Consider the following 20,495-nt stretch of genomic DNA (forward strand, 5'->3'; position numbering starts at 1 on the left):
GTTAAGATAAGAACATTTTCTGAGTTATGGAGGAAATGTCATGAAAAAAGAAAAGAGACATTCTATTCGAGAAGCAATGAAAAAAAACTTAAGAAAAGAATACTTTTACTTAAAAAAAGAATTACTTTTCTACTGCCCAATTGATTTAGGCACATTCTCAAACGAGACATACTATGCTACTTTCGATGAAGATGGCATCAGTATTTATCAGTATGATAAAAAAACAGAAAGTAAATTAAAATTGTGTGAGCGTCATCCGTGGAAAAGTTGGAGTAAAGTGAAGATTGATCACTATTTGACAACTTCTCAATTTATTTTTCAGGGTGAGCGAAATTGGATCTTATCCCTTTTTCAAAAAGGAAAAGAAGCTCAAAGAATTATTGAAGAGCATACATCTTTACAAACAGAAGTTGTTTCCCGCTCTTTCTTAAAAAAACTTCCTGGTTTTCGTTCTAATACACCACTGAATAAATACATCGGTAGCATTTGTTACACTGCACTTATTGCATTTTTATTAAAATGGATGATTCCATTTCAAGCACCACAAATCGCCCTGTATTCTATTTCGATTGGTTGTATGCTTCTTGGCCTACTTTGTTTGACAATCGGTTTAATTGAACCGACTATCGTACTGTTTCGAACAAAAGAGAAAACAAGAACAAAAGTTTTTTACTTATATAGCTATTTAGCTATTTCTGGATTTATATGTGTCTTTATTTTTTGGTAAAAGAAGCCGTCCCAAAATAAATTTTGGGACGGTTTTCTTTTAGATATAAATACTCTAATTCACTCAATACTTCTAGCAGAAGCGCCCATATAATTTCATTTACATTGAACCTTATTTAAGAATATTCAAAGTTTAATTTTTGAGACGTTACCTTTACTTAACATATAATTGTTGATTAGGATAAATTAGCTCTTGCTGCAATCCATTTTTTTCTTTAATTTCCTTAAGTGTCATACTAAATTTCCGTGCAATACTAACTAAAGTATCCCCTTTTTGTACGACATATAATGATGAAGAAACAACTTCATTTCTTTGTTCACTTAAAACAAGCAATGGGTTCATCGCATTCTTTTTCGCCATCGTCCATCTTCCTTGATGAAGTTCTAGATGTAAGTGTGCACCTCGCGATTCTCCCGTGTTCCCTACTTCTCCAATTTTTTCACCTTTTGAAATATAATCTCCTTGACCCACATATCTCTTATTTAAATGTGCATATACAGCCTCATATTCTCCGTGTTTAATAAATACAACATTTCCATAACTACTTGAATAATAAGACTTCGTTACCTTACCATCTTGGATAGCTGCCACAGGCGTTCCAATCGGTGCAGCTACATCAATACCATAGTGTTTTCCATGCCTTGTCCCAAAATAATCACTTATCTGACCTTCAACAGGCCATGTCCATCGATTTTCTTCTGCATAAACATGTAATTGAGATACAAACAGTATACTCAATAACATGACTCCGCATTTTAAAACTTTCATATACATCCTCCGTTTTCTAATTACCACCATACCTTCTCTATTTTGGTATATTACAGAAAAAAGTATACAAAAAAAGAAAGTGAATTACTCCACTTCCTTCTCTTTCTTATCACGAAAAACTAATGCACTACGGTTATACTCCACATCTTTCACTTGTAATCGGGCATTTATTACTCTAGCTACTGCAAATAAATAGTCAGATAATCTATTTACATACTTTAGAACAACTTCATTTATTTCTCCTTCTTTTTGTAAGGACACGATACATCGTTCTGCTCGCCTTACAACTGTACGTGCAATATGAATAGCAGCTGCCGACTCGCTTCCACCTGGTAAAATAAAGCGCTCTAGCGGCGGTGCTTCTTCTATATACAAATCAATCTTTCTTTCTAAGCTTTCAACCATCTCAATTGTCACCTTATAAGGAATTTTTTGTTCCACTATTGCCAAGTCTCCTCCGCAATCAAATAGCTCATGTTGAATATTTTCAAGCTCATTGTAAATATCTCTATAAGTCCCGCCTTGAAGCTTAGTCATTGCATATCCGATATGAGAATTCGCCTCGTCTATTGTTCCATACGCTTCCACACGGATATCATCTTTATCAACCCTACCGCCTATTACACTTGTCGTTCCTTTATCTCCTGTTTTTGTATATAATTTCATTTCTTCACAGCACCTCTCTTGTTATTCTTTATTCGAGCAACATAGAAAAAAGTTCTACCATTCTTTATTTAATTGAGTTTACAAAAAAATAAAAAACAGCAGAACTTTATTCATTATCAACTTTAAAAACACATATCTAAATTATACGATTCGGTAAATATACAGAGAATGTAGTTCCTTCTCCAACAACACTTGAAACAGAAATTTTACCATCATGACCTTGAACAATATTTTTCGCAATCGCAAGCCCGAGTCCTGTTCCACCCTTTTTCCCACGTGTTCTTGCTTTATCAGCTTTATAGAAACGATCAAATAAAAATGGAATATCCTCTTCTGGAATGCCTGCACCCGAATCTTGTACTTCAAAAATGAGGCCATTATTTTTCGAATCAATTACAAGCGTTACATGTCCGCCTGCGTTTGTATGACGTATTGCGTTATCAATTAAATTCGTCAATACTTGCTCCATACGATCTGCATCAAACGGGTATTGTTCAATTGAATCTTTGAAATCAACCGTTAACGCGACCTCTTTATCCTTTGCAATCCCTTGGAATTTACGACCTATTTTTTCAACGAAAGGATGAATATCAACTTCACCTATATGTAACTCTACATTACCACTTTCCATGCGTGCTAAATCTAATAATTCATTTACAAGTTTACCTAAACGAACGGATTCATCATAAATGATTTGAACAAAATCATCAATTTCTTCTTTCGTTTGCACAATATCATCTAAAATCGCTTCACTATACCCTTGCAGCATTACCATTGGTGTACGAAGTTCATGCGATACATTCGCAATAAAGTCTTGACGCATCTTTTCAAGACGGCGTTCTTCCGTCATATCTCGCAGTACCGCTACAGCTCCACGAATTTTCGTTTGATTGTAAAGCGGCGTCATAAGAACTACATAGTTCCCTTTTTGTAAATTAATTTCAACAACTTGTTGTTGTTCACTTTCTACAACAAGATGGAATAGTTCCACAAGTTCAGAAGGTAGTTTTTTACTTAGCTCTATCTCTTTTTCTTCTTGCCAAACTTGTAAGAAATGTTCGGCCGGCGGATTAATTACAACGACTTCACCTTCTTGATTTAACGTAATAACCCCATCTGCCATACTACTTAAAATACTAGCTAACTGTTCTTTTTCTTGCTGCAGTGCATTCATATTAAACTTCAACTGTTTCCCCATTTGATTTAAGGCCGTTGCAAGCTCACCAATCTCGTCCTGAGACACCATAGGAGCTTTCGCATCAAACTTCCCACGCGCCACCTCAAAAGCAACTTCACGCATTTTACGGAGTGGTGCTGTAATTCGAGTAGACAAGAAGAATGCAAAGAACGTTGTTAATATAATCGCAATCCCTGCTGATAAGAATATAAAATCAGTCGTTCTCTCCATGCCTTGTATCGGTACTTGTAAAGATTCGTATACGAACACTGCACTTTGATTTTTTGACTGCACTGGTTTTCCGACAATCATAATATCATTTTCAGTGTTTTTATTCTTTCTACTATTAGAGGCTTTTCTAATGTTATTCTTAATTTCTTTTTTGTCTGTGAAAACAGCCGCTAATTCTTTATCTTCTTTCAAATCATCCATTGTAAGAGTGACTAACCCTTCTTGTTTCGGCGAAGATGATATTTCTTTACCATCTTCTACAATAATGATCCTTGAAAGTGAATCAGAGAATTTGTACGCGATATTCTCAATCGTTTTTACATCGGCACCTTCTTCAATTAACTCTGAAACACTTGTTGCAACTTTTTGAAGCCTATCTTCACTCATATCAACATAATATGTTCTAAAAAACTGTGAAAGTAAAATCGCAACAAATCCAAGCACAAACGAAACGAGAAGTAATATAGTCATCCATAACTTCCCTACTACACTTCTCCAAAGCATCAGTCGTTCACAACCTCAAATTTATAACCTACGCCCCAAACGGTAACAATCATCTTCGCAGCATCTGGTGATTTTTTACTTAACTTCTCACGTAAACGCTTTACATGCGTATCAACTGTACGTAAATCTCCGAAGAATTCATATTGCCATACTTCTTTTAACAATTGCTCACGATCGAATACTTTATCAGGAGCTTTCGCTAAAAATAATAGTAACTCATATTCTTTCGGCGTTAAGTTTACTTCATTACCATCTGCAGTAACACGGTGTGCATCGTTATCAATTGTTAAGTGCGGGAATACAGTAACATCTTTTGTCGTTGTATCTTGTGTAAAGAATGTTGTTGGTACAGCACGACGTAATACCGCTTTCACACGTAGCACGACCTCACGTGGACTAAATGGCTTTACAATATAATCATCTGTTCCAACTTCAAATCCTTGTACTCTATTTACTTCTTCACCTTTTGCTGTCAGCATAATAATTGGTGTCGCTTTCTTCTCACGAACCCCTTTACATACTTCAATGCCATCTTTACCAGGCATCATAAGATCTAATAAGATTAAATCGTAATCATTTTGCAACGCCATTTCTAAAGCTGTATCACCATTATCTGCTTCTTCAATTGTGTATTGTTCTCTTTCTAAGTACATTTTCAATAAACGACGAATACGATCCTCATCATCTACAATTAAAATTCTTGATTCATTTTCCATCTCTACCCGCTGCGTACTCTCACCTCAGCGGTTCACACCTACCCTTCTTTACTATTATGTTGCGCTATTCTCGTTTATTTAAGCAATCTTCTAAATGTTTCACTTCCCATATTATGCTTCACAAGAATAATAAATTTTGTTCAATTTTTTTCCAAAACTATGTATTTTTTTTGAACAGTATATAATGTCCTCGACATCATTTTACAAAATCAACCGCTACTTTGTCATGTTTTTCTCAAAAAAGAAGAAAAGTTGACAAAAATAAAATAGGAAAGTGACATGCACTCTCCTATTTTATTTCTCTATGCATATGAATGTAAACCGGCAATAATTAAGTTTACTACAATAAAGTTAAACATAATAATTGCAAAACCAATTACTGCAAGCCAAGCTGATTTCTCTCCATGCCACCCTTTAGATAATCGTAAATGTAGTACTGCAGCATAAAAGAGCCACGTTATAAGTGCCCAAACCTCTTTCGGATCCCAGCCCCAAAAACGCGTCCACGCTATTTGAGCCCAAATCATTGCAAAAATTAACGCTCCTAATGTGAAAACTGGGAATCCAATTGCAATAGATCGATATCCGATTTCATCTAGTAAATCACTATTCGTATTCTTTACTAACGGCTGAAGTGCCGCCGATACTCGCTTCCGTAAAACAAGCCTTAATACAATATAAAGTAATGTTCCAACTAACACTGACCAAATAACAGTATTTAATTTTTTCGCATTTACAATCGCTGGAACTTCAACTACCGGTTCTAATTTATTTTCTGTCTGTAACTTCCCTTCATGCGGTCCTACTAAAGCTGGAAGATTGTACTTCATTTCCAGTTGTTGTTCATTTTTATCAACCCATTGAAACTTCGCTTCATATTTCATACTAGAAAATACCGTTGTTACTCCAATAAATCCAACTGTACAAACAAGCGTAAACACTACCGTCTCTAGCCAAAATGTCCGTTTACTTCTCGTTGATTGATCTACATTTTTTAATAAATACATGACGCCCGTAATAAAACTAATCGCTAAAATTGCTTGTCCTGCTGCTGCAGTCGTCACGTGAATATGTAACCAATTACTTTTTAAAGATGGAATAAGCGGAGATATTTCCCTCGGAAACATACTTGCATAGGCAATTAATAAAAGCGCAACTGGTAATGCAAATAGTCCAATTATACTTACGCGGTACATAAAATACATTACAATAAATGCTCCTACAAGCATCATGCCGAAAAATGTACCGAATTCAAAAAAGTTACTAACTGGCGCATGCCCTGATGCAATCCACCTTGTAACAAAATATACTGTTTGTGCTATAAACCCTAAAATTGTAATTGTTATTCCTACATTTGCCCATTTATGACCCTTTTCTTTAATGGCTCCACCAAAAAATAGAGTCGCAATTAAATATAAAATAAATGCGGTAAAGAGAAAGTTACTACTTATTTGCACCATATCGTTTCCCCACCTTAACTAATTTTTTTATCGATTACTTTATCATTTGGCTGTGGAATTGCTGTACCTTCTATTACTCTTTCAATATCTTTCTTTAAACCGAACCAATTTTTATTCGTATGCCCTGCAATCCACCATTCATCATTAACACGTTGTATCCAAATACGGCGATGATTCCAATACATACCTTGAATGACACCAACCATAAATATAAATCCTCCAATACCGAGAATCCAAAGCGTTAAATCTTTTCTTACAGTAAGTGCTGTTGCATTTTGCATTTCAACACCCGCAAACGACATTTTATATTTGTTGTTTCCATCAGGTTCTATATTTTGCTGAATACCAACAAAACTCACTTCACCATCTGGTGTTTCAGGTGTAAACATTTTAAATACAAATGCAGGATTGTTCGGTAATTTCGTTTTTGTATTCGGTTTTCCATTCTCATCAAAATAAAAATCAGGAAAATAGCTTAATAGTTCTAGAGAATAACCATTTCCTAAATCATATTTTTCCTTAGGATTCGTTAAATCTACTTTAATCGGTCCCCATTTTTGATTATTTTCTTTATTTTGCAAGTTGAAGGACATACTTTTAAATTCACTTTCTTTATAATCCACTTGATACACTGCAAATTGATCAAATTTCAGTGGTTCATTTACTCGAATTTCCGCTTCTTTTACTTTTTCCAACTTTGGTTTTTGCCCTGCTATATTTTCGCCCACAGCTTTATATAATACAGCATTCGTTTGGAAGTTTTTCGCAATCATTTTATCGCCTACACGATCAATCGCTTCCTCAAAAACTTCCTTGTCCTTACTTTTATCATAAACTTCTTTTATAAATTTCTCGTTTTTTAAGTAGTATTGTCCATCCGTCCCTGGTATTTCTTTCGTTTCACCATCACGTAACCAAAGTGCTTCGTCTACGTACATACTCGGTAAAAAACGAAGCATCGCACCGAATAAAAAGATAATAAGACCGATATGATTTACATATGGACCCCAACGCGAGAAGCGTCCCTTTTCTGCTAAAACGTTTCCGTCTTCCACTTTCACGTTATAGTTTCTTTTCTTTAAATTCTTTTGCACTCTTTCCAGGTCACCATCTTGCGGTGTACCAGTCCCATATAATCTCTGTCTCTTTAAAAAACTAGGATGTCTTTTTACGCCTTGCTTTTTTAAAGCTTTATAAAGTGGAATAACGCGGTCTAAACTACATATCACAAGTGAAATACCGATAGAAGCAATCAAAATCATATACCACCATGAACCGTATAAATTATTAAATCCTAATTGATAGTATAATTGCCCTAAAAATCCGTATTCTTGCTTATAATATTCAGCTGGTGCAATCCCTGGAGTTATGTACATTTCTTGCGGAAAAATAGTTCCTATCGCTGATGCAGCTAAAGTTATTACGATTAGCCATACACCGACTTTTACAGAAGAGAAAAAGCTCCAAATTTTATCGACTATCGTTTTTGTTTGCGTGAGAGATCTCCGTGCACTCCCCTCATAGCGCATATCCAATAGTTTTGCATTTTCATTGCTTTCAAATGGTTTCCCGCAAGCTTCACAAAAAACGGTTCCTATCGGATTAACATGTCCACATTCACATTTAATTTCTTTCAACACTCTCACCGCCCCTGTATCTATATGTACTATTGTATATTCTAACCTCGAGTTACCGCAATACTCAGAATTTTTAAATCAGAGGCACTATAGACACGCACCTCTTATGTAAAGGCTTTCTTTATTACGGAGTAATTTTCTTTAAATACTCTTCTAACTGTTCTTTCGTTTGTTCACCTATAATTTGCTCCACTACTTTTCCATCTTTATCAATCAAAAAGCTTGTCGGTAATGGACCTACTCCATATGTTCCTATAATCTTTTGTCCTTTATCAATAGCAACTGGGAATTTCAAACCATATTGGTTCACAAAGTTCTTTACTGCAATATCCGTTTCATCTGCATCTAACGCTATGATTTCAACGCCTTTTTCTTTATACTTTGGATATAATTCATTCATATAAGGCATTTCTTTTTCACAAGGTTTACACCACGTACCCCAAAAGTTTAAAAATACACCTTTTCCCTTTAAATCTTTTAGTTCAATTTTCTTCCCTTCTAAATCTGTCACAACAAAGTTAGGTGCTTCTTTTCCGATTTGCATTTTCTCTTTATTAGCAAAGAATCCTTGATAAAGGGTAAATCCTACAGCACCACATAAAATGAGTAGAATAATAACGCGAAATAATAAGCGATTTTTCTTCATATTACCTCTCCTCTCCTCGGTAAATGTTATGTATTATCTTCTGTAAATGTTGTATTGAATAAATCACCAGCAGAGCACTCCACTGGTGAATTTTTAACTCTATAGCTTATCTTGGCTTTGTAGAAGCAAGCGCGCGTAATTGTTTCACCTCATGTGGTGTCAATTCTCTCGCATCACCAGGTCGCAGGCTTCCTACTTCTAAGAAAGCATAACGTTCACGTTTTAATTTCACTACTTTACAGTCTAACGCTTCAAACATACGACGTACTTGACGATTACGTCCTTCATGAATTGTTAATTGTACAATAGCCATCTCTTTACGCTTGTCCCAAGAAATAATTTTCACATGTGCTGGTGCTGTTTTACCATCTTCTAATGCAACACCGCGTTCTAACATGCGAATTTTCTCACCTGTTAATGGGCCTTTTATTTTTGCAACATACGTTTTTTCAACTTTATATTTAGGATGCATTAATATATTTGCGAAGTCCCCGTCGTTTGTCATTAATAATACTCCTGACGTATCATAATCTAGACGTCCGATTGGGAATAAACGTTGTGTAATTTCAGGGAAAAAGTCTGTTACAACACTTCTACCTTTATCATCTGATACACTTGAAATTACACCAGTTGGTTTATATAGTAAAAAATAAACAGGTTCTTCTTTTTCAAGAGGGATGTTATTTACTTCTACTTTATCTTGAGGAGTTACTTTTGTTCCTAACTCTTTCACTATTTTTCCGTTAACTTTCACTTTTCCTTGCTGAATTAATTCCTCAGCCTTTCTTCTCGATGCAATACCTGCTTGCGCAATCACTTTTTGTAATCGTTCCATTTCTTTTTTTCACCTCGAATTTATCTTACCTTACATTAGAAAGACTTGGCAACCGCATACGCTTTACGGTTATTCGCTCCATCTCCCTTAAACAACATAGCGATGATATTAAACATATAAAGGTCAAATCATGTTTTTATCCTTTATTATTGTCCATATTTTTCATATTTCTCACAATAAAAGTTCATCATTTTGTCAAAAATACTGCATAAAAAAACCACTATTAAGCTACACCTTAATAGTGGTCGTATACGTATTATACGCGAAATAGCATAAAAAATGAATAGCTTTACTGAAACAATAGGGAAACAAAGACAATCGAGCAAATAATCCCGATTAAATCTGCAAAAAGACCTACTTTTAATGCATCTCCCATTTTTCTAATACCAACAGCTCCGAAGTATACTGTTAAAATATAAAAAGTCGTATCTGTACTCCCTTGCATCGTAGAAGCTAATCTCCCAATGAATGAGTCTGGCCCATATGTAGCAATTAAATCAGTCGTAATACTTAGACCAGCAGAACCTGAAATAGGACGTATTAGTGCTAATGGAACGATTTCTGCTGGAACGTGAATTAAATCTAGCATTGGCTTCATTACTGATATCATTGCATCTAGCGCACCTGACGATCGGAATATAGAAATAGACACAAGCATTCCAACCATAAACGGTAAAATGGAAATTGCAATTTGAATCCCTTCTTTTCCTCCCTCAACGAACGATTCATACGTCGGCACTTTCTTTATCGTGCCATATAAAAGGATAAAACCAATTACACAAGGGATTACCCATAAGGAAATTGTATTTACAATACTCATTTTTTCCGCCCCTTTCTACTCCTTCTTCGGTAAAAATAGCGGTCAATCCAAATTGCTCCAATCATAGAAAGTACTTGTGCAATAAATGTTACCCCAACAATTTCAGTAGGATTGGCTGATTCATATGTCATTCGAATTGAAATGACTGTCGTAGGAATTAATGTAATAGCTGATGTATTTAATGCTAGAAACGTCACCATAGAACGGCTCGCCGAATCCTTTCCTCCATTTAACTCTTTTAGTTGTTCCATCGCTTTAATACCAAGAGGGGTTGCTGCATTACCTAGACCAAAAAAGTTTGCCATCATATTTGATAGAATAAATCCCATGGACGGATGATCCTTTGGTATTTCTGGAAACAACCTTTTTACTATCGGCATAAAAAGTGAAACTAATTTTTTTAACAATCCGGCTTCCTCTGCAATTTTCATTAAACCAAGCCAAAATACTAAAACACTAATAAGTCCTATACAAATCGTTACTGCATCTTTTGCTCCGTCAAATACAGCCTTATTCACTTCTTCCATCGTTCCATTTATCATGGCGTATACAATCCCAATGACAGCCATCGCTACCCATACGAGATTAACCATTGTTCCCAACACCTATCATGTAAGAAAAAATTTCTTTCACATTATTCCAGTAAAGTCCCGTTGTAGCTACTAACTTCCGTTTACTATAAAATAAATTCCGTTCTCCAACTTTCTCATTGCCAACATAAACATCTGTCTTTCCAACCTTTACTCCATCCTCAAGCGTTATACTTTTATCCAGTTCAACTTTTAATAATACGTTCTTTCTTTCCTCTTCAGTTAACGGCACGGAAAAACTATTTTTCGTATAAACATGGTTGGCATACTTCTTTTCATTTATTTCAGCAATTGCTCCTTGTCCTAAAACTTTCGTTTGCTTGAAACGTTCAAATCCTTTATCAAATAGATTCATATGATCATCCCAATCACTAGAAGCACTCAAAGTTACGACAATTAAATCTAGTCCATCTTTTGATGCCGTTGTAACAAGCGTTCTTCCTGCTTTCTTCGTAAAGCCTGTTTTTCCTCCTGTTGCAAATTCATAATAAGACGTTACCAACTTATGTTTATTTTTCCACGGGTAATCCCAAGAATCGGATTTATACGTTTTTGTTCCAAAGATTTTTTTAAATGACTCGTTTCCCATTGCATACTTCGTTAATAACGCCATATCGTAAGCCGACGAATAATGTGATCCATCTCCATCTAAACCATGAGGGTTTGAGAAGTGAGTATCTTTCATTCCAATTTCTTTCGCCTTTTCATTCATTAAATATACGAATCCATCTATACTCCCACCCACACTTTCAGCAATTACTTGCGCTGCGTCATTACCAGATCTAAGCATGAGTCCGTATACTAAATCTTCTAACTTCACTTTTTGTCCAGGCTTTAAATAGATTGCTGATCCTTCCACCCTCACCGCTTCATTGCTAACTGACACCATTTCTTTCATCTTCCCTGATTCAGCAGCTAACAAGGCAGTCATAATTTTTGTTATACTAGCAATTTTTTGAGGTTCATGTTCTGCTTTTCCGTATAATACACGACCAGACTGTTGCTCCATTAATACAGCATTTCGAGCACTGACATTGCTGTTCATCTTTGCATATGTAGGAATCGGCATAACGCTTGCGTACATAATAAGAAGCGTAATGATTACACAAATTCGTCTCATATTTCCCCCCACGTCCTTTTGGCACTTTTTGTACAAGTGTATGCTTGGCCTTTTAAAATATGAACGAAATCTTCCTTCTGCTTCCATTAAAAAAGACGCAGAGAATTTGCGTCTAATATGGTGTCCATTCAATTTGTTTCGCAGTTTCAAACCTTTTTTCTACATCAGGCCAATTTACAACATTCCACCAGTTTTTAATATATTCATCTTTTCGATTTTGGTATTGTAAATAATACGCATGTTCCCAGACATCTAGTACAAGGAGTGGTATCGTATCCCATTGTGTAAATAATTGATGAAGTGTACTTTGCAAAATTTCTAACCTTCCAGACCGGGGCACCCAAACGAGAATTGCCCAGCCTGAACCTTCTACTTTAGAGGCCGCTTCTGTAAAATGTTTTTGGAAACGTAAAAAGCTCCCAAAATCTTGTTCGATTTGTTGTGAAAAAGCACCTCTTGGACTCCCACCACCGTCTTTTTTCATGTTATTCCAAAATATCGTGTGTAAGTAATGACCTGACCCATGAAAAGCCGCTTCTCTTTCCCAATGCTTAATTAAATCAAATTGATTTGTTTTTCTCGCTTCTTCCATCATCTTCTCTGCTTTATTTAATCCTTCCACGTAACTCCGATGATGTTTATCATGGTGTAACATCATAATTTCTTTAGAAATATAAGGTTCTAACGCATTATACGGATAAGGTAATGGCGGGAGTGTATGTCCTCCAATTGGAACAGCTCGTTCGCTATCCCCTCTTTCATATAATTCATATTCCTCTTCTTCTTGCATAAATACTTCCTGCAAGTGATGCTGAATATGTTCTACATCATCACTTATTTCATACATAAACTCTGCATCTGTTTCATACTCATGCTCTTTCATACGCTCTAACAACGCCTGAATTTTATAAGCAAGCATATGGACATCATACACTTCCATTGCGCGGCTATCTAATACGTGAAGAACACTTTCACACCAATTTTCTACTTCATGAAAGTAATCTGTAAATACACCTTGCTGATTCATGTTGCACCTCCCTAATGCTATCCACTTAACTATATTCAATGAAAATCCCTTATATAACTGTACAAAAGGAAAAGAAGCTAAGTCACCTTAGCTTCTTTTCCGCAATCAATATTTGTGTAACATCTTTGTCTGATAATCCGTCTCATAATATTCTAGTTCTTCACGCATCAATTGAAATTTACCTTCTAAACTCTTCATCACTTGCCCCAAAGATGCAGGTGGTGTTTGTTGAAAAACGATAGAATTTTTCCCTGTATATGCAGACCGACTATTTTCATACCAATAATCACTCTTTGGTGAAAAAAACTCTGCAATTACTTGATGGTAAATCTTATATAAAATTTTTTCAGCTGCTGTTTTTCGAAATGGCTGACTATTCAACAAAACAAAACATGCATCATGTCCTTCTTCGCAAAAAACGAGAAGTCGTCTCATTGATGCTAATAACCCTTTATAATATTGCTCATTCCCTGCTGGTGTTTCCTCTAATAAAGAAGGCAACGTATGATAATTTACATAATTGGTTATCAAATTAATAGCATCTTCTAAAAATATAGAAACTTGTTCTGTTTGATTTTCAACCATCAAATTAGACATTTTTTCTCTCTCCTTTGCCATTTCACGCTATTTCTACTCTTTTATTTTTATGTAATTCAGCCAATATTTCTTGTACTTTCGACACCGTTCCCTCATCAAAATATTGTTGAAATTCTTCCAGGTTATTTAAATACAAACGTTTTTGCGCACGAAGTTCCCTATCCTTCACTAAACAACATATCGCTACAATATCGCGCAAATATATGTTTTGTTCTTCTACTTTATACACTGGATTTCCTTCAAAAGGAGTAATTTCTTGTAAAACTTCTTCAAAATATCGAACGTATAAAACCGAAAAAGTTTTCTCTTTATCATTTAATATATATGTCACTTCAGATCTGTTAAAAAAATCTTCTGATGTATTAGGTTTCGCCTTTTCTAACTCATATCCTACATAACCTTTTATAATCATATACTCCCCTCCACCTTCTTTCATCTTATTCTAACTTAATTTTCTGATAAACAAAATATTCTTTTAAATATACCTATATAAAAAATAGCTCCCCTATACAGGAATTTACCTTTTTATTTTTCTTGAAGTTTGTCATAATAATATTATTGTCTCAGTTTTCTTATACAAGGAGAGTTGTATTTATGTCGTTTTCATGGAAACGTTTCTTACAAATCGGGAAAATTATCTTCCCATTTGTTGTATTAACAATTGTATTCTTTCAAGCAAAAAAAGAATTAGCGGGCATTTCTTTTTTAGAAGCGATTGATACAATTAAAAACATTCCAACTGGAGGAGTCTTTTTAGCAATTACACTTGGTGCATTCGCTGTATCAACAATGTTCTTTTATGACTATGTTATGCTTCGTTACTTAAAAGCTGATATCCCTGTCCAAAAGATTTTCCGTATCTCGTGGATTGCTAATACTTTAAATGGATTTATCGGGTTTGGTGGTCTAGTTGGAGCTGGCGTACGCACAATGCTTTATCGTCCATACATAAAAGAAAATGGAAAACTTATTAAAAGTATCGCTTGGATGACAACTGCCTTTATTAATGGATTAGCCATTCTTTCATTTCTTGGTCTTATCGGAATATTAGACACGAGATTTATTTTGCATGAAAAACCATGGCTATGGCCTGTTCTTATCTTCTTTGCTCTTTTCGTCCCTATATATATCGGATTTTCTAAATTAAAAAATAGAAAAGCGATGCAAACAGAGGGACAAGAAGAAGAGGAGAAAAACCCAACTGTTTTATACTCATTAGTTTCATTAGTCGAATGGGTATCTGCTGGTATTGTTATGTACGTCATATTACTATTATTTGGCATTGAAATCGAATTCCAAAAGTTTTTAGGCGTATATGTCATTGCTGCTTTAGCTGGTGTCGTTAGTCTTGTTCCTGGTGGTCTTGGATCATTTGATCTTGTCTTCTTAACTGGGCTTGGGCAATACGGCATCGATACAGGTGTTTTGCTTCCTGCTATGTTATTATATCGTCTCGTCTATTACATCTTACCATTCTGCCTTGGTCTCATTTTTGCAGCTTTTGAAATGACAGGAGTAGCCATTAAAAAGTTTGAAGATAAACCCTTTATTGCGCCTGCATTAGAGACAACTGGTGTTATATGGACTTTGCAGCGTGACTTTCTAGGAAAGTTAGGTTCTTGGGCATCTGCTGCTTTAACAGTATTTGCTGGCTTAATGGTTATTTTATCAACTATTCTACCGACAAGTATAAATCGGGCACACGCCTTACATATTCTAGCTCCAAAACATCTTATTCAATTTTCTTTTAGCTTATCGCTAACATTCGGTATTCTCCTCCTCATTCTTTCACGAGGGATATATTACGGAACAAAACGTTCTTATTATATGACGATTGTTTCTTTAATTGGAGCGGCTATTTTTAATACACTAAAAGGAATTGATGTTGAAGAAACTTTTATTTTATTAATCGTACTCGCTGTATTGTATATGCTTCGTAAAAGGTTTGTACGTGAGAAAATGGAAGTCTCACTTTCCGATATCGTAAAAGTTTTTATATTCCTACTTGTAACGTTATATTTATATAAAAACTTAGGTATTTTATTTGCAAGTGCAAAAGAAGCTTTCCAACCTGATTTTGTCGTTCGTAATATTACACAAGTGAAACGAAGTGCATTAGCAGCTGCCTTTTTTGTTCCTACTTTTTTACTAATTGGTTCACTCATTGCAAATCGTTATCGAAATGAATTTCCCGGGCAACCAGCTAATGATAAAAGATTACAAAACTTCTTAGATGAACATGGTGGAAATGTACTTAGTCATTTAGGTTTTTTAGGAGATAAACAGTTCTTTTTCAGTAGTGATGGAAAAGCACTCATTCTCTTCTCAATAACTGGAAAACGACTTATTGTACTAGGTGATCCAATCGGGGACCCTTCCTCCTATCGTACTGTATTGCAAGAGTTTTTAGCTGAGGCTGATCGATTTGGATACATTTGTGTATTCTACCAAATTGAAAGTAAATGGATGAGTTTATATCACGATTTTGGTTATAACTTCTTTAAGCTCGGTGAAGAAGCTGTTGTTGATTTAAATACATTTACAATAACAGGAAAGAAACGCGCTGGCATGCGAGCTACTTTCAACCGTTTTGAAAGAGAAGGCTATACATTCTCTATTCATGAGCCACCTTTCTCAGACGAATTATATGAAGAGTTAAGAAAAGTTTCAGATGCATGGCTTGGTGGAAAAAAAGAGAAAGGTTTTTCACTCGGATACTTCGATCGTGAATATATTAGTCGCGCTCCCATTGCAACATTATCTGATGCGGATGGAAAAATTATTGCATTCACAACATTCATGCCCGTATATCAAAACGGATCATTATCTGTCGATTTAATGCGATATTATCCAGATGCGCCTAGCGGCATTATGGACGCAATTTTCATCCACTTATTCCAATGGGCAAAAGAAAATGAATACCACTCCTTTAATATTGGTATGGCACCACTTTCAAATGTTGGTTTATCCACACAGTCTTTCTGGTCTGAACGAGTGGCTGCTGCAATCTTTAATAACGTTCGTTATACGTATAGTTTCAGCGGATTACGACATTTTAAAGAAAAATATAAACCAGCATGGAGCGGTAAATATTTAGCATTTAGGAAGAATCATTCTTTACCAATTACAATGCTCTCTGTAACAAAATTAATAGGAAAAAGAAAAAACAGCTAAATTCTTAGCTGTTTTTTCTTTTTTGAACTTGTACAATAAATTCTTTTTCATATTTCTTACCATTTATATAGAAATTCCCCCACATTTTATACGTACCCTCGGCAGGAAATGTAATACGGTATTGTAATTGTTCATCCGTATCCACAGGCATAGCGTATAAAAAGTTCTCCTTCGTTTCATCCACGATATAGAGTGACTCTACTTCTCCTCTCTCTGAATGTAATTTCAATTTTTCACCCTTTTTCGCTTGAAACTGAAATGTTAACGTAACTGGTTCATTCGGATGTAATGCGCCAAATAAAAGAGAAACTTCATACTCCCCTATTTTTTTTGTAAGTACACTGTCGATTGGAAATTTCACTTTTTTCTTATTGTTCTCCTCTTTCGTTCTACCAAAATCTTTCCTAGCGAATGACTCTACGGACTTATTTTTATCTTCGTATAAAAATATCGTATATTCTTCATCTTTCGCTATTTTGGAAGATAACTTATATGACCCGTTCCCTGCAAATGTAGGTTTAATTTGTTGTATGTGTTTTAACTGTCCATCTACAATCACTGCCCGTATTTGATCATTTACACCACGAATTTCATTATTCTTTTTGTTTAACAACTGAAATACAATATCTACTTTCTCATTTCCCTTTCCATTTGACACATCCCACTTTACTTCCTGAACATCTCCTACAATCTCTTCGTTTTCTTGATATTTTTTTATGTAAAATCCTCCTGCCACAATAAGTACTAACGCAATAAGCCCAATGACAAGATTTTTCAAAACATCACCTACCATTTTTATTGTCTCTGTTCACATAAAACTTCTTAAGCTATATATTCTAGATTATGATTTATGAAATCCTCCTATTTTGCACATATTACAAATAATAAAAAGATTTTAATTGAAAGGATTCGTAGTGTATAATGCAAATGATATTGATTTCTATCAATACATTATAAGGAGGACTTTTCATGAGTGTACATATCGAAGCAAAACAAGGCGAAATCGCTGAATCTATTCTATTACCAGGTGATCCATTACGTGCAAAATATATCGCTGAAACATTTCTAGAGGATGTTACTTGCTATAATAACGTACGTGGTATGTTAGGTTTTACTGGAACTTATAAAGGAAAACGTGTATCTGTTCAAGGTACAGGTATGGGTGTTCCTTCTATTTCTATTTATGTAAACGAATTAATCCAAAGCTACGGAGTTAAAAATTTAATTCGCGTTGGCACTTGCGGTGCAATTCAAAAAGATGTAAAAGTTCGTGATGTTATTATCGCAATGACGGCTTGTACTGATTCTAATATGAACCGTTTAACATTCCCAGGATTTGATTTCGCACCAGCTGCAAACTTTGATCTTTTAAAGAAAGCTTACGATGCTGGAACTGAAAAAGGATTACACGTTCGTGTCGGTAACGTCTTAACAGCAGATGTGTTTTATCGCGAAAGCATGGACATGGTTAAAAAACTTGGAGATTACGGTGTATTAGCAGTAGAAATGGAAACAACTGCTCTTTATACATTAGCAGCGAAATACGGCGTAAATGCATTATCTGTATTAACAGTTAGCGATCACATCTTCACTGGCGAAGAAACAACATCTGAAGAGCGTCAAACTACATTTAACGAAATGATTGAAATCGCTTTAGATGCAGCAATTCAACAATAATACACTAAAGAACTTGTCATACGTCTGGCGAGTTCTTTTTATGTGACTTTTTATAAATAACTATTTTATAAAGAGACAGATTTCTCCCCTCTACTTTATTGTAACGTTTGTTATAATAAAGTGAAACTTTAATCAGTGGGTTTTTTCCATCCCCCACTGATTATTAGTTGAACCAATCAGGCTTTTACGGACAGTTGATCTCCCACCTACTAACTCCCTTGTATTCGCCGAATTTTGAAGTGGAAGTCTTATTGCCCGAGCGGGATAAAGAAATCATTTACAGTATTTCTCATAAGAGGTGACGCAGTGAAAAACAGAAGTATCGTCTTTAAACTATTTTTATTAACATCAACTTTATTTACAATAATATTCCTACTTTTTTTCCTAGGACAATCTCTATTTTTAGAGAAATTTTATATTAATAAAAAAGTAAAAACAGTTCAAACTGCTTTTGAAAAATTCGTAGATAATTATGACAAAAGTGATAAAAGTTATGAGAAAGTTAGAAAACTAAAACAAGAATTTCATGATAAAACAAATGCCGATATGCAGTTTTTGGATTCTAACGGTATTATTAAAAGTGATAACAATTACTATATCGATGTATTTAATCCCAACAATAATAAACAGTATTCCATTCCACTCAATAACCTTTTAACACCAGAAGAATATAATAAATTCGAAAATTTAGGTTTAAAAAAAGATGTAATAATTAATGTTGATGGAGTCGTACAAGAGAATAATATTATTACACCACAAAAATTAGGAACGAATTATAATCAATGGCAAAACGAACATTTCTATTCGGATTTTCAGTCAATTAATGGTAATCCTTCTAAGAATAGACTTGCAAGCCGATACAAATCTACAACTCGTATCGTCTTTACAGGTGTTATAACTAAGTTACAGCTCCCATCAAAAGCTGAGGTTCGTCTTGCAAATGATATTGAAACATTACAAGCCGTTCAATATTTTGCAGATATTATTAGAGATGGCACTTCTAACTCGAACCAATTAAACACTTTCATATTAGATGGCGGCGAAAATATAAAAAATAGTATCTTTGTAAAGCCGATTATAGAAAACGGAAAGATTACAGAATATGCTTTTGCGATAGCGTCTTTACAACCCGTTAATGAAGCGATGCTAGTTTTAAAAGACTATTATGTTTATGCCTTAATCATCGTGTTTCTCGTTATTATTTTGTTATCCTTCTACTACTCAAAAATCATTGTTAAGCCATTAATTAAAATGAATCGTGTTACAAAAAAAATGGCTAATTTTGATTTCAGCGAGAAATTACCTGTTACAGCCGACGATGAAATTGGTGGGCTTTCCGGCAGTATCAATACATTATCTGTAAATTTAAAAGATCGAATCGATCGATTAAATGTTGCCAATACAAAGTTACAACAAGACATTGAACGTGAACGTCAATTAGAGAAAACAAGAAAAGAATTCATTTCTGGCGTATCACACGAATTAAAAACACCACTGAGTGTAATTAGAAGTTTTGCAGAAGGTATTAAAGATGGTGTTAGTAAGGATACTTCGTATTATACTGATGTTATTTTAGAAGAAACAGAAAATATGAACAGGCTGATTGTTGAAATGTTAGAATTAGCAAAGTTAGAATCTGGTACTTACAAACTAGATATGACGACGTTCTCAATTGGTGAATTAACGCAACAAGTCTATACAAAATTATTATTTAGCATGGAAGAAAAGCATCTACAAGTGAACGTCGATGCAGACCCTTCTATACTTGTTAAAGCAAATCGTAGCCGTATTGAGCAAGTAGTTGTGAACTTACTAAGTAATGCAATCCGCTATACGCCGGATGGAGAAAAAATACAAGTCTCCATTATAGAAGCAGAAGATACCGTAAAAATCGAAATCGAAAATACAGGAAACCCTATCCCTGAAGAAAGTCTTGAAAAAATTTGGGATCGCTTCTATCGCCTAGATGCATCACGTAGCCGTCACACCGGAGGTACCGGTCTCGGATTATCTATTGTAAAAAACATTTTAGACCTCCATCATGCCGAGTACGGTGTGTATAATACGACTAACAGTGTTGTATTCTATTTCAATTTACAAAAAGTAAAAGAAGTCAAATAATT

At 34.8% G+C, this 20,495-nt stretch carries 19 protein-coding genes; 4 read left to right on the forward strand and 15 right to left on the reverse strand.

Annotated elements, in window-relative coordinates:
- Positions 1–40: 40 nt before the first annotated feature.
- A complete protein-coding gene (locus tag MHI28_RS09460; RefSeq protein WP_000711799.1) occupies positions 41–727 on the forward strand; it encodes a hypothetical protein in 687 nt (228 codons plus the stop codon).
- Positions 728–880: 153 nt separating this feature from the next.
- Here MHI28_RS09460 and MHI28_RS09465 read toward each other — a convergent pair whose 3' ends face one another.
- The 14 genes from MHI28_RS09465 to MHI28_RS09530 form a co-directional block, all read right to left on the reverse strand.
- Complete coding sequence (locus MHI28_RS09465; protein ID WP_000866113.1) at positions 881–1,495, reverse strand: peptidoglycan DD-metalloendopeptidase family protein; 615 nt, start codon at positions 1,493–1,495, stop codon at positions 881–883.
- A gap of 84 nt (positions 1,496–1,579) precedes the next feature.
- Positions 1,580–2,161: a cob(I)yrinic acid a,c-diamide adenosyltransferase gene (locus MHI28_RS09470; protein ID WP_000781274.1), complete on the reverse strand. Its 582-nt coding sequence runs from the start codon at positions 2,159–2,161 to the stop codon at positions 1,580–1,582.
- Between the two features lie 136 nt (positions 2,162–2,297).
- Entirely contained in the window at positions 2,298–4,073 is a 1,776-nt protein-coding gene (gene resE / locus MHI28_RS09475) for a sensor histidine kinase ResE (RefSeq protein ID WP_000964692.1), read from the reverse strand.
- Positions 4,073–4,789 (reverse strand): DNA-binding response regulator ResD, encoded by a 717-nt coding sequence (gene resD, locus MHI28_RS09480; protein ID WP_000426861.1) that lies wholly within the window; start codon positions 4,787–4,789, stop codon positions 4,073–4,075. The genes resE and resD overlap by 1 nt, the downstream gene beginning before the upstream one ends.
- 302 nt (positions 4,790–5,091) lie before the next feature.
- Complete coding sequence (resC, locus tag MHI28_RS09485) at positions 5,092–6,249, reverse strand: cytochrome c biogenesis protein ResC (protein ID WP_000250089.1); 1,158 nt, start codon at positions 6,247–6,249, stop codon at positions 5,092–5,094.
- A 14-nt stretch (positions 6,250–6,263) separates the two neighbouring features.
- Positions 6,264–7,889: a cytochrome c biogenesis protein ResB gene (gene resB, locus MHI28_RS09490; protein ID WP_000910521.1), complete on the reverse strand. Its 1,626-nt coding sequence runs from the start codon at positions 7,887–7,889 to the stop codon at positions 6,264–6,266.
- A gap of 121 nt (positions 7,890–8,010) precedes the next feature.
- The gene (gene resA, locus MHI28_RS09495) at positions 8,011–8,532 is read right to left on the reverse strand and encodes a thiol-disulfide oxidoreductase ResA (protein WP_000742193.1); all 522 of its coding nucleotides are present in this window, start codon (positions 8,530–8,532) and stop codon (positions 8,011–8,013) included.
- A 106-nt stretch (positions 8,533–8,638) separates the two neighbouring features.
- Positions 8,639–9,367 carry a 23S rRNA pseudouridine(2605) synthase RluB gene (rluB, locus tag MHI28_RS09500; RefSeq protein WP_000440553.1) on the reverse strand — a complete coding sequence of 243 codons (729 nt, stop codon included), beginning with the start codon at positions 9,365–9,367 and terminating at the stop codon, positions 8,639–8,641.
- A 289-nt stretch (positions 9,368–9,656) separates the two neighbouring features.
- On the reverse strand, positions 9,657–10,187 hold the full coding sequence (gene spmB / locus MHI28_RS09505; protein WP_000029514.1) for a spore maturation protein SpmB: 531 nt from the start codon (positions 10,185–10,187) through the stop codon (positions 9,657–9,659).
- A complete protein-coding gene (gene spmA / locus MHI28_RS09510) occupies positions 10,184–10,780 on the reverse strand; it encodes a spore maturation protein SpmA (protein ID WP_000247810.1) in 597 nt (198 codons plus the stop codon). The genes spmB and spmA overlap by 4 nt, the downstream gene beginning before the upstream one ends.
- Positions 10,773–11,897, reverse strand: coding sequence for a D-alanyl-D-alanine carboxypeptidase family protein (locus MHI28_RS09515; protein ID WP_001252627.1), 1,125 nt, complete (start codon positions 11,895–11,897; stop codon positions 10,773–10,775). Before MHI28_RS09515 ends, spmA begins: the two co-directional genes overlap by 8 nt.
- Before the next feature lie 112 nt (positions 11,898–12,009).
- Positions 12,010–12,924: a superoxide dismutase gene (locus MHI28_RS09520; RefSeq protein ID WP_001075736.1), complete on the reverse strand. Its 915-nt coding sequence runs from the start codon at positions 12,922–12,924 to the stop codon at positions 12,010–12,012.
- 105 nt (positions 12,925–13,029) lie between these two features.
- Positions 13,030–13,521 (reverse strand): YpuI family protein, encoded by a 492-nt coding sequence (locus tag MHI28_RS09525; RefSeq protein ID WP_000067555.1) that lies wholly within the window; start codon positions 13,519–13,521, stop codon positions 13,030–13,032.
- Positions 13,522–13,543: 22 nt separating this feature from the next.
- Positions 13,544–13,933: a hypothetical protein gene (locus MHI28_RS09530; protein ID WP_000584359.1), complete on the reverse strand. Its 390-nt coding sequence runs from the start codon at positions 13,931–13,933 to the stop codon at positions 13,544–13,546.
- Between the two features lie 182 nt (positions 13,934–14,115).
- Between MHI28_RS09530 and mprF the strand changes: the two genes are divergently transcribed.
- On the forward strand, positions 14,116–16,695 hold the full coding sequence (gene mprF / locus MHI28_RS09535) for a bifunctional lysylphosphatidylglycerol flippase/synthetase MprF (protein WP_000010842.1): 2,580 nt from the start codon (positions 14,116–14,118) through the stop codon (positions 16,693–16,695).
- Positions 16,696–16,699: 4 nt separating this feature from the next.
- On the opposite strand, the gene MHI28_RS09540 is transcribed toward mprF, so the two are convergent.
- Positions 16,700–17,488 carry a hypothetical protein gene (locus tag MHI28_RS09540; RefSeq protein WP_000232598.1) on the reverse strand — a complete coding sequence of 263 codons (789 nt, stop codon included), beginning with the start codon at positions 17,486–17,488 and terminating at the stop codon, positions 16,700–16,702.
- Between the two features lie 176 nt (positions 17,489–17,664).
- On the opposite strand from MHI28_RS09540, the gene deoD reads away from it, so the two are divergent.
- Both deoD and MHI28_RS09550 read left to right on the forward strand, forming a co-directional pair.
- Positions 17,665–18,372, forward strand: a complete 708-nt coding sequence (deoD, locus tag MHI28_RS09545; RefSeq protein WP_000110707.1) for a purine-nucleoside phosphorylase — start codon at positions 17,665–17,667, stop codon at positions 18,370–18,372.
- 306 nt (positions 18,373–18,678) lie between these two features.
- Complete coding sequence (locus MHI28_RS09550) at positions 18,679–20,493, forward strand: sensor histidine kinase (protein ID WP_000797506.1); 1,815 nt, start codon at positions 18,679–18,681, stop codon at positions 20,491–20,493.
- Positions 20,494–20,495 lie beyond the last annotated feature (2 nt).

The sequence above is a fragment of the Bacillus sp. FSL K6-0268 genome (assembly GCF_038005425.1).
GTDB classification, from domain to species: Bacteria; Bacillota; Bacilli; order Bacillales; family Bacillaceae_G; genus Bacillus_A; species Bacillus_A thuringiensis_S.

Excerpts from the sequence above, each read along its gene's own strand:
- rluB (WP_000440553.1), bottom strand. The coding sequence starts at position 9,367 with ATGGAACGATTACAAAAAGTGATTGCGCAAGCAGGTATTGCATCGAGA.
- MHI28_RS09460 (WP_000711799.1), top strand. The coding sequence starts at position 41 with ATGAAAAAAGAAAAGAGACATTCTATTCGAGAAGCAATGAAAAAAAAC.
- MHI28_RS09540 (WP_000232598.1), bottom strand. The coding sequence starts at position 17,488 with ATGGTAGGTGATGTTTTGAAAAATCTTGTCATTGGGCTTATTGCGTTA.
- MHI28_RS09515 (WP_001252627.1), bottom strand. The coding sequence starts at position 11,897 with ATGAGACGAATTTGTGTAATCATTACGCTTCTTATTATGTACGCAAGC.
- MHI28_RS09520 (WP_001075736.1), bottom strand. The coding sequence starts at position 12,924 with ATGAATCAGCAAGGTGTATTTACAGATTACTTTCATGAAGTAGAAAAT.
- resE (WP_000964692.1), bottom strand. The coding sequence starts at position 4,073 with ATGCTTTGGAGAAGTGTAGTAGGGAAGTTATGGATGACTATATTACTT.
- resA (WP_000742193.1), bottom strand. The coding sequence starts at position 8,532 with ATGAAGAAAAATCGCTTATTATTTCGCGTTATTATTCTACTCATTTTA.
- resD (WP_000426861.1), bottom strand. The coding sequence starts at position 4,789 with ATGGAAAATGAATCAAGAATTTTAATTGTAGATGATGAGGATCGTATT.
- mprF (WP_000010842.1), top strand. The coding sequence starts at position 14,116 with ATGTCGTTTTCATGGAAACGTTTCTTACAAATCGGGAAAATTATCTTC.
- MHI28_RS09470 (WP_000781274.1), bottom strand. The coding sequence starts at position 2,161 with ATGAAATTATATACAAAAACAGGAGATAAAGGAACGACAAGTGTAATA.
- spmB (WP_000029514.1), bottom strand. The coding sequence starts at position 10,187 with ATGAGTATTGTAAATACAATTTCCTTATGGGTAATCCCTTGTGTAATT.
- MHI28_RS09525 (WP_000067555.1), bottom strand. The coding sequence starts at position 13,521 with ATGTCTAATTTGATGGTTGAAAATCAAACAGAACAAGTTTCTATATTT.
- spmA (WP_000247810.1), bottom strand. The coding sequence starts at position 10,780 with ATGGTTAATCTCGTATGGGTAGCGATGGCTGTCATTGGGATTGTATAC.
- MHI28_RS09530 (WP_000584359.1), bottom strand. The coding sequence starts at position 13,933 with ATGATTATAAAAGGTTATGTAGGATATGAGTTAGAAAAGGCGAAACCT.
- MHI28_RS09465 (WP_000866113.1), bottom strand. The coding sequence starts at position 1,495 with ATGAAAGTTTTAAAATGCGGAGTCATGTTATTGAGTATACTGTTTGTA.
- resC (WP_000250089.1), bottom strand. The coding sequence starts at position 6,249 with ATGGTGCAAATAAGTAGTAACTTTCTCTTTACCGCATTTATTTTATAT.
- deoD (WP_000110707.1), top strand. The coding sequence starts at position 17,665 with ATGAGTGTACATATCGAAGCAAAACAAGGCGAAATCGCTGAATCTATT.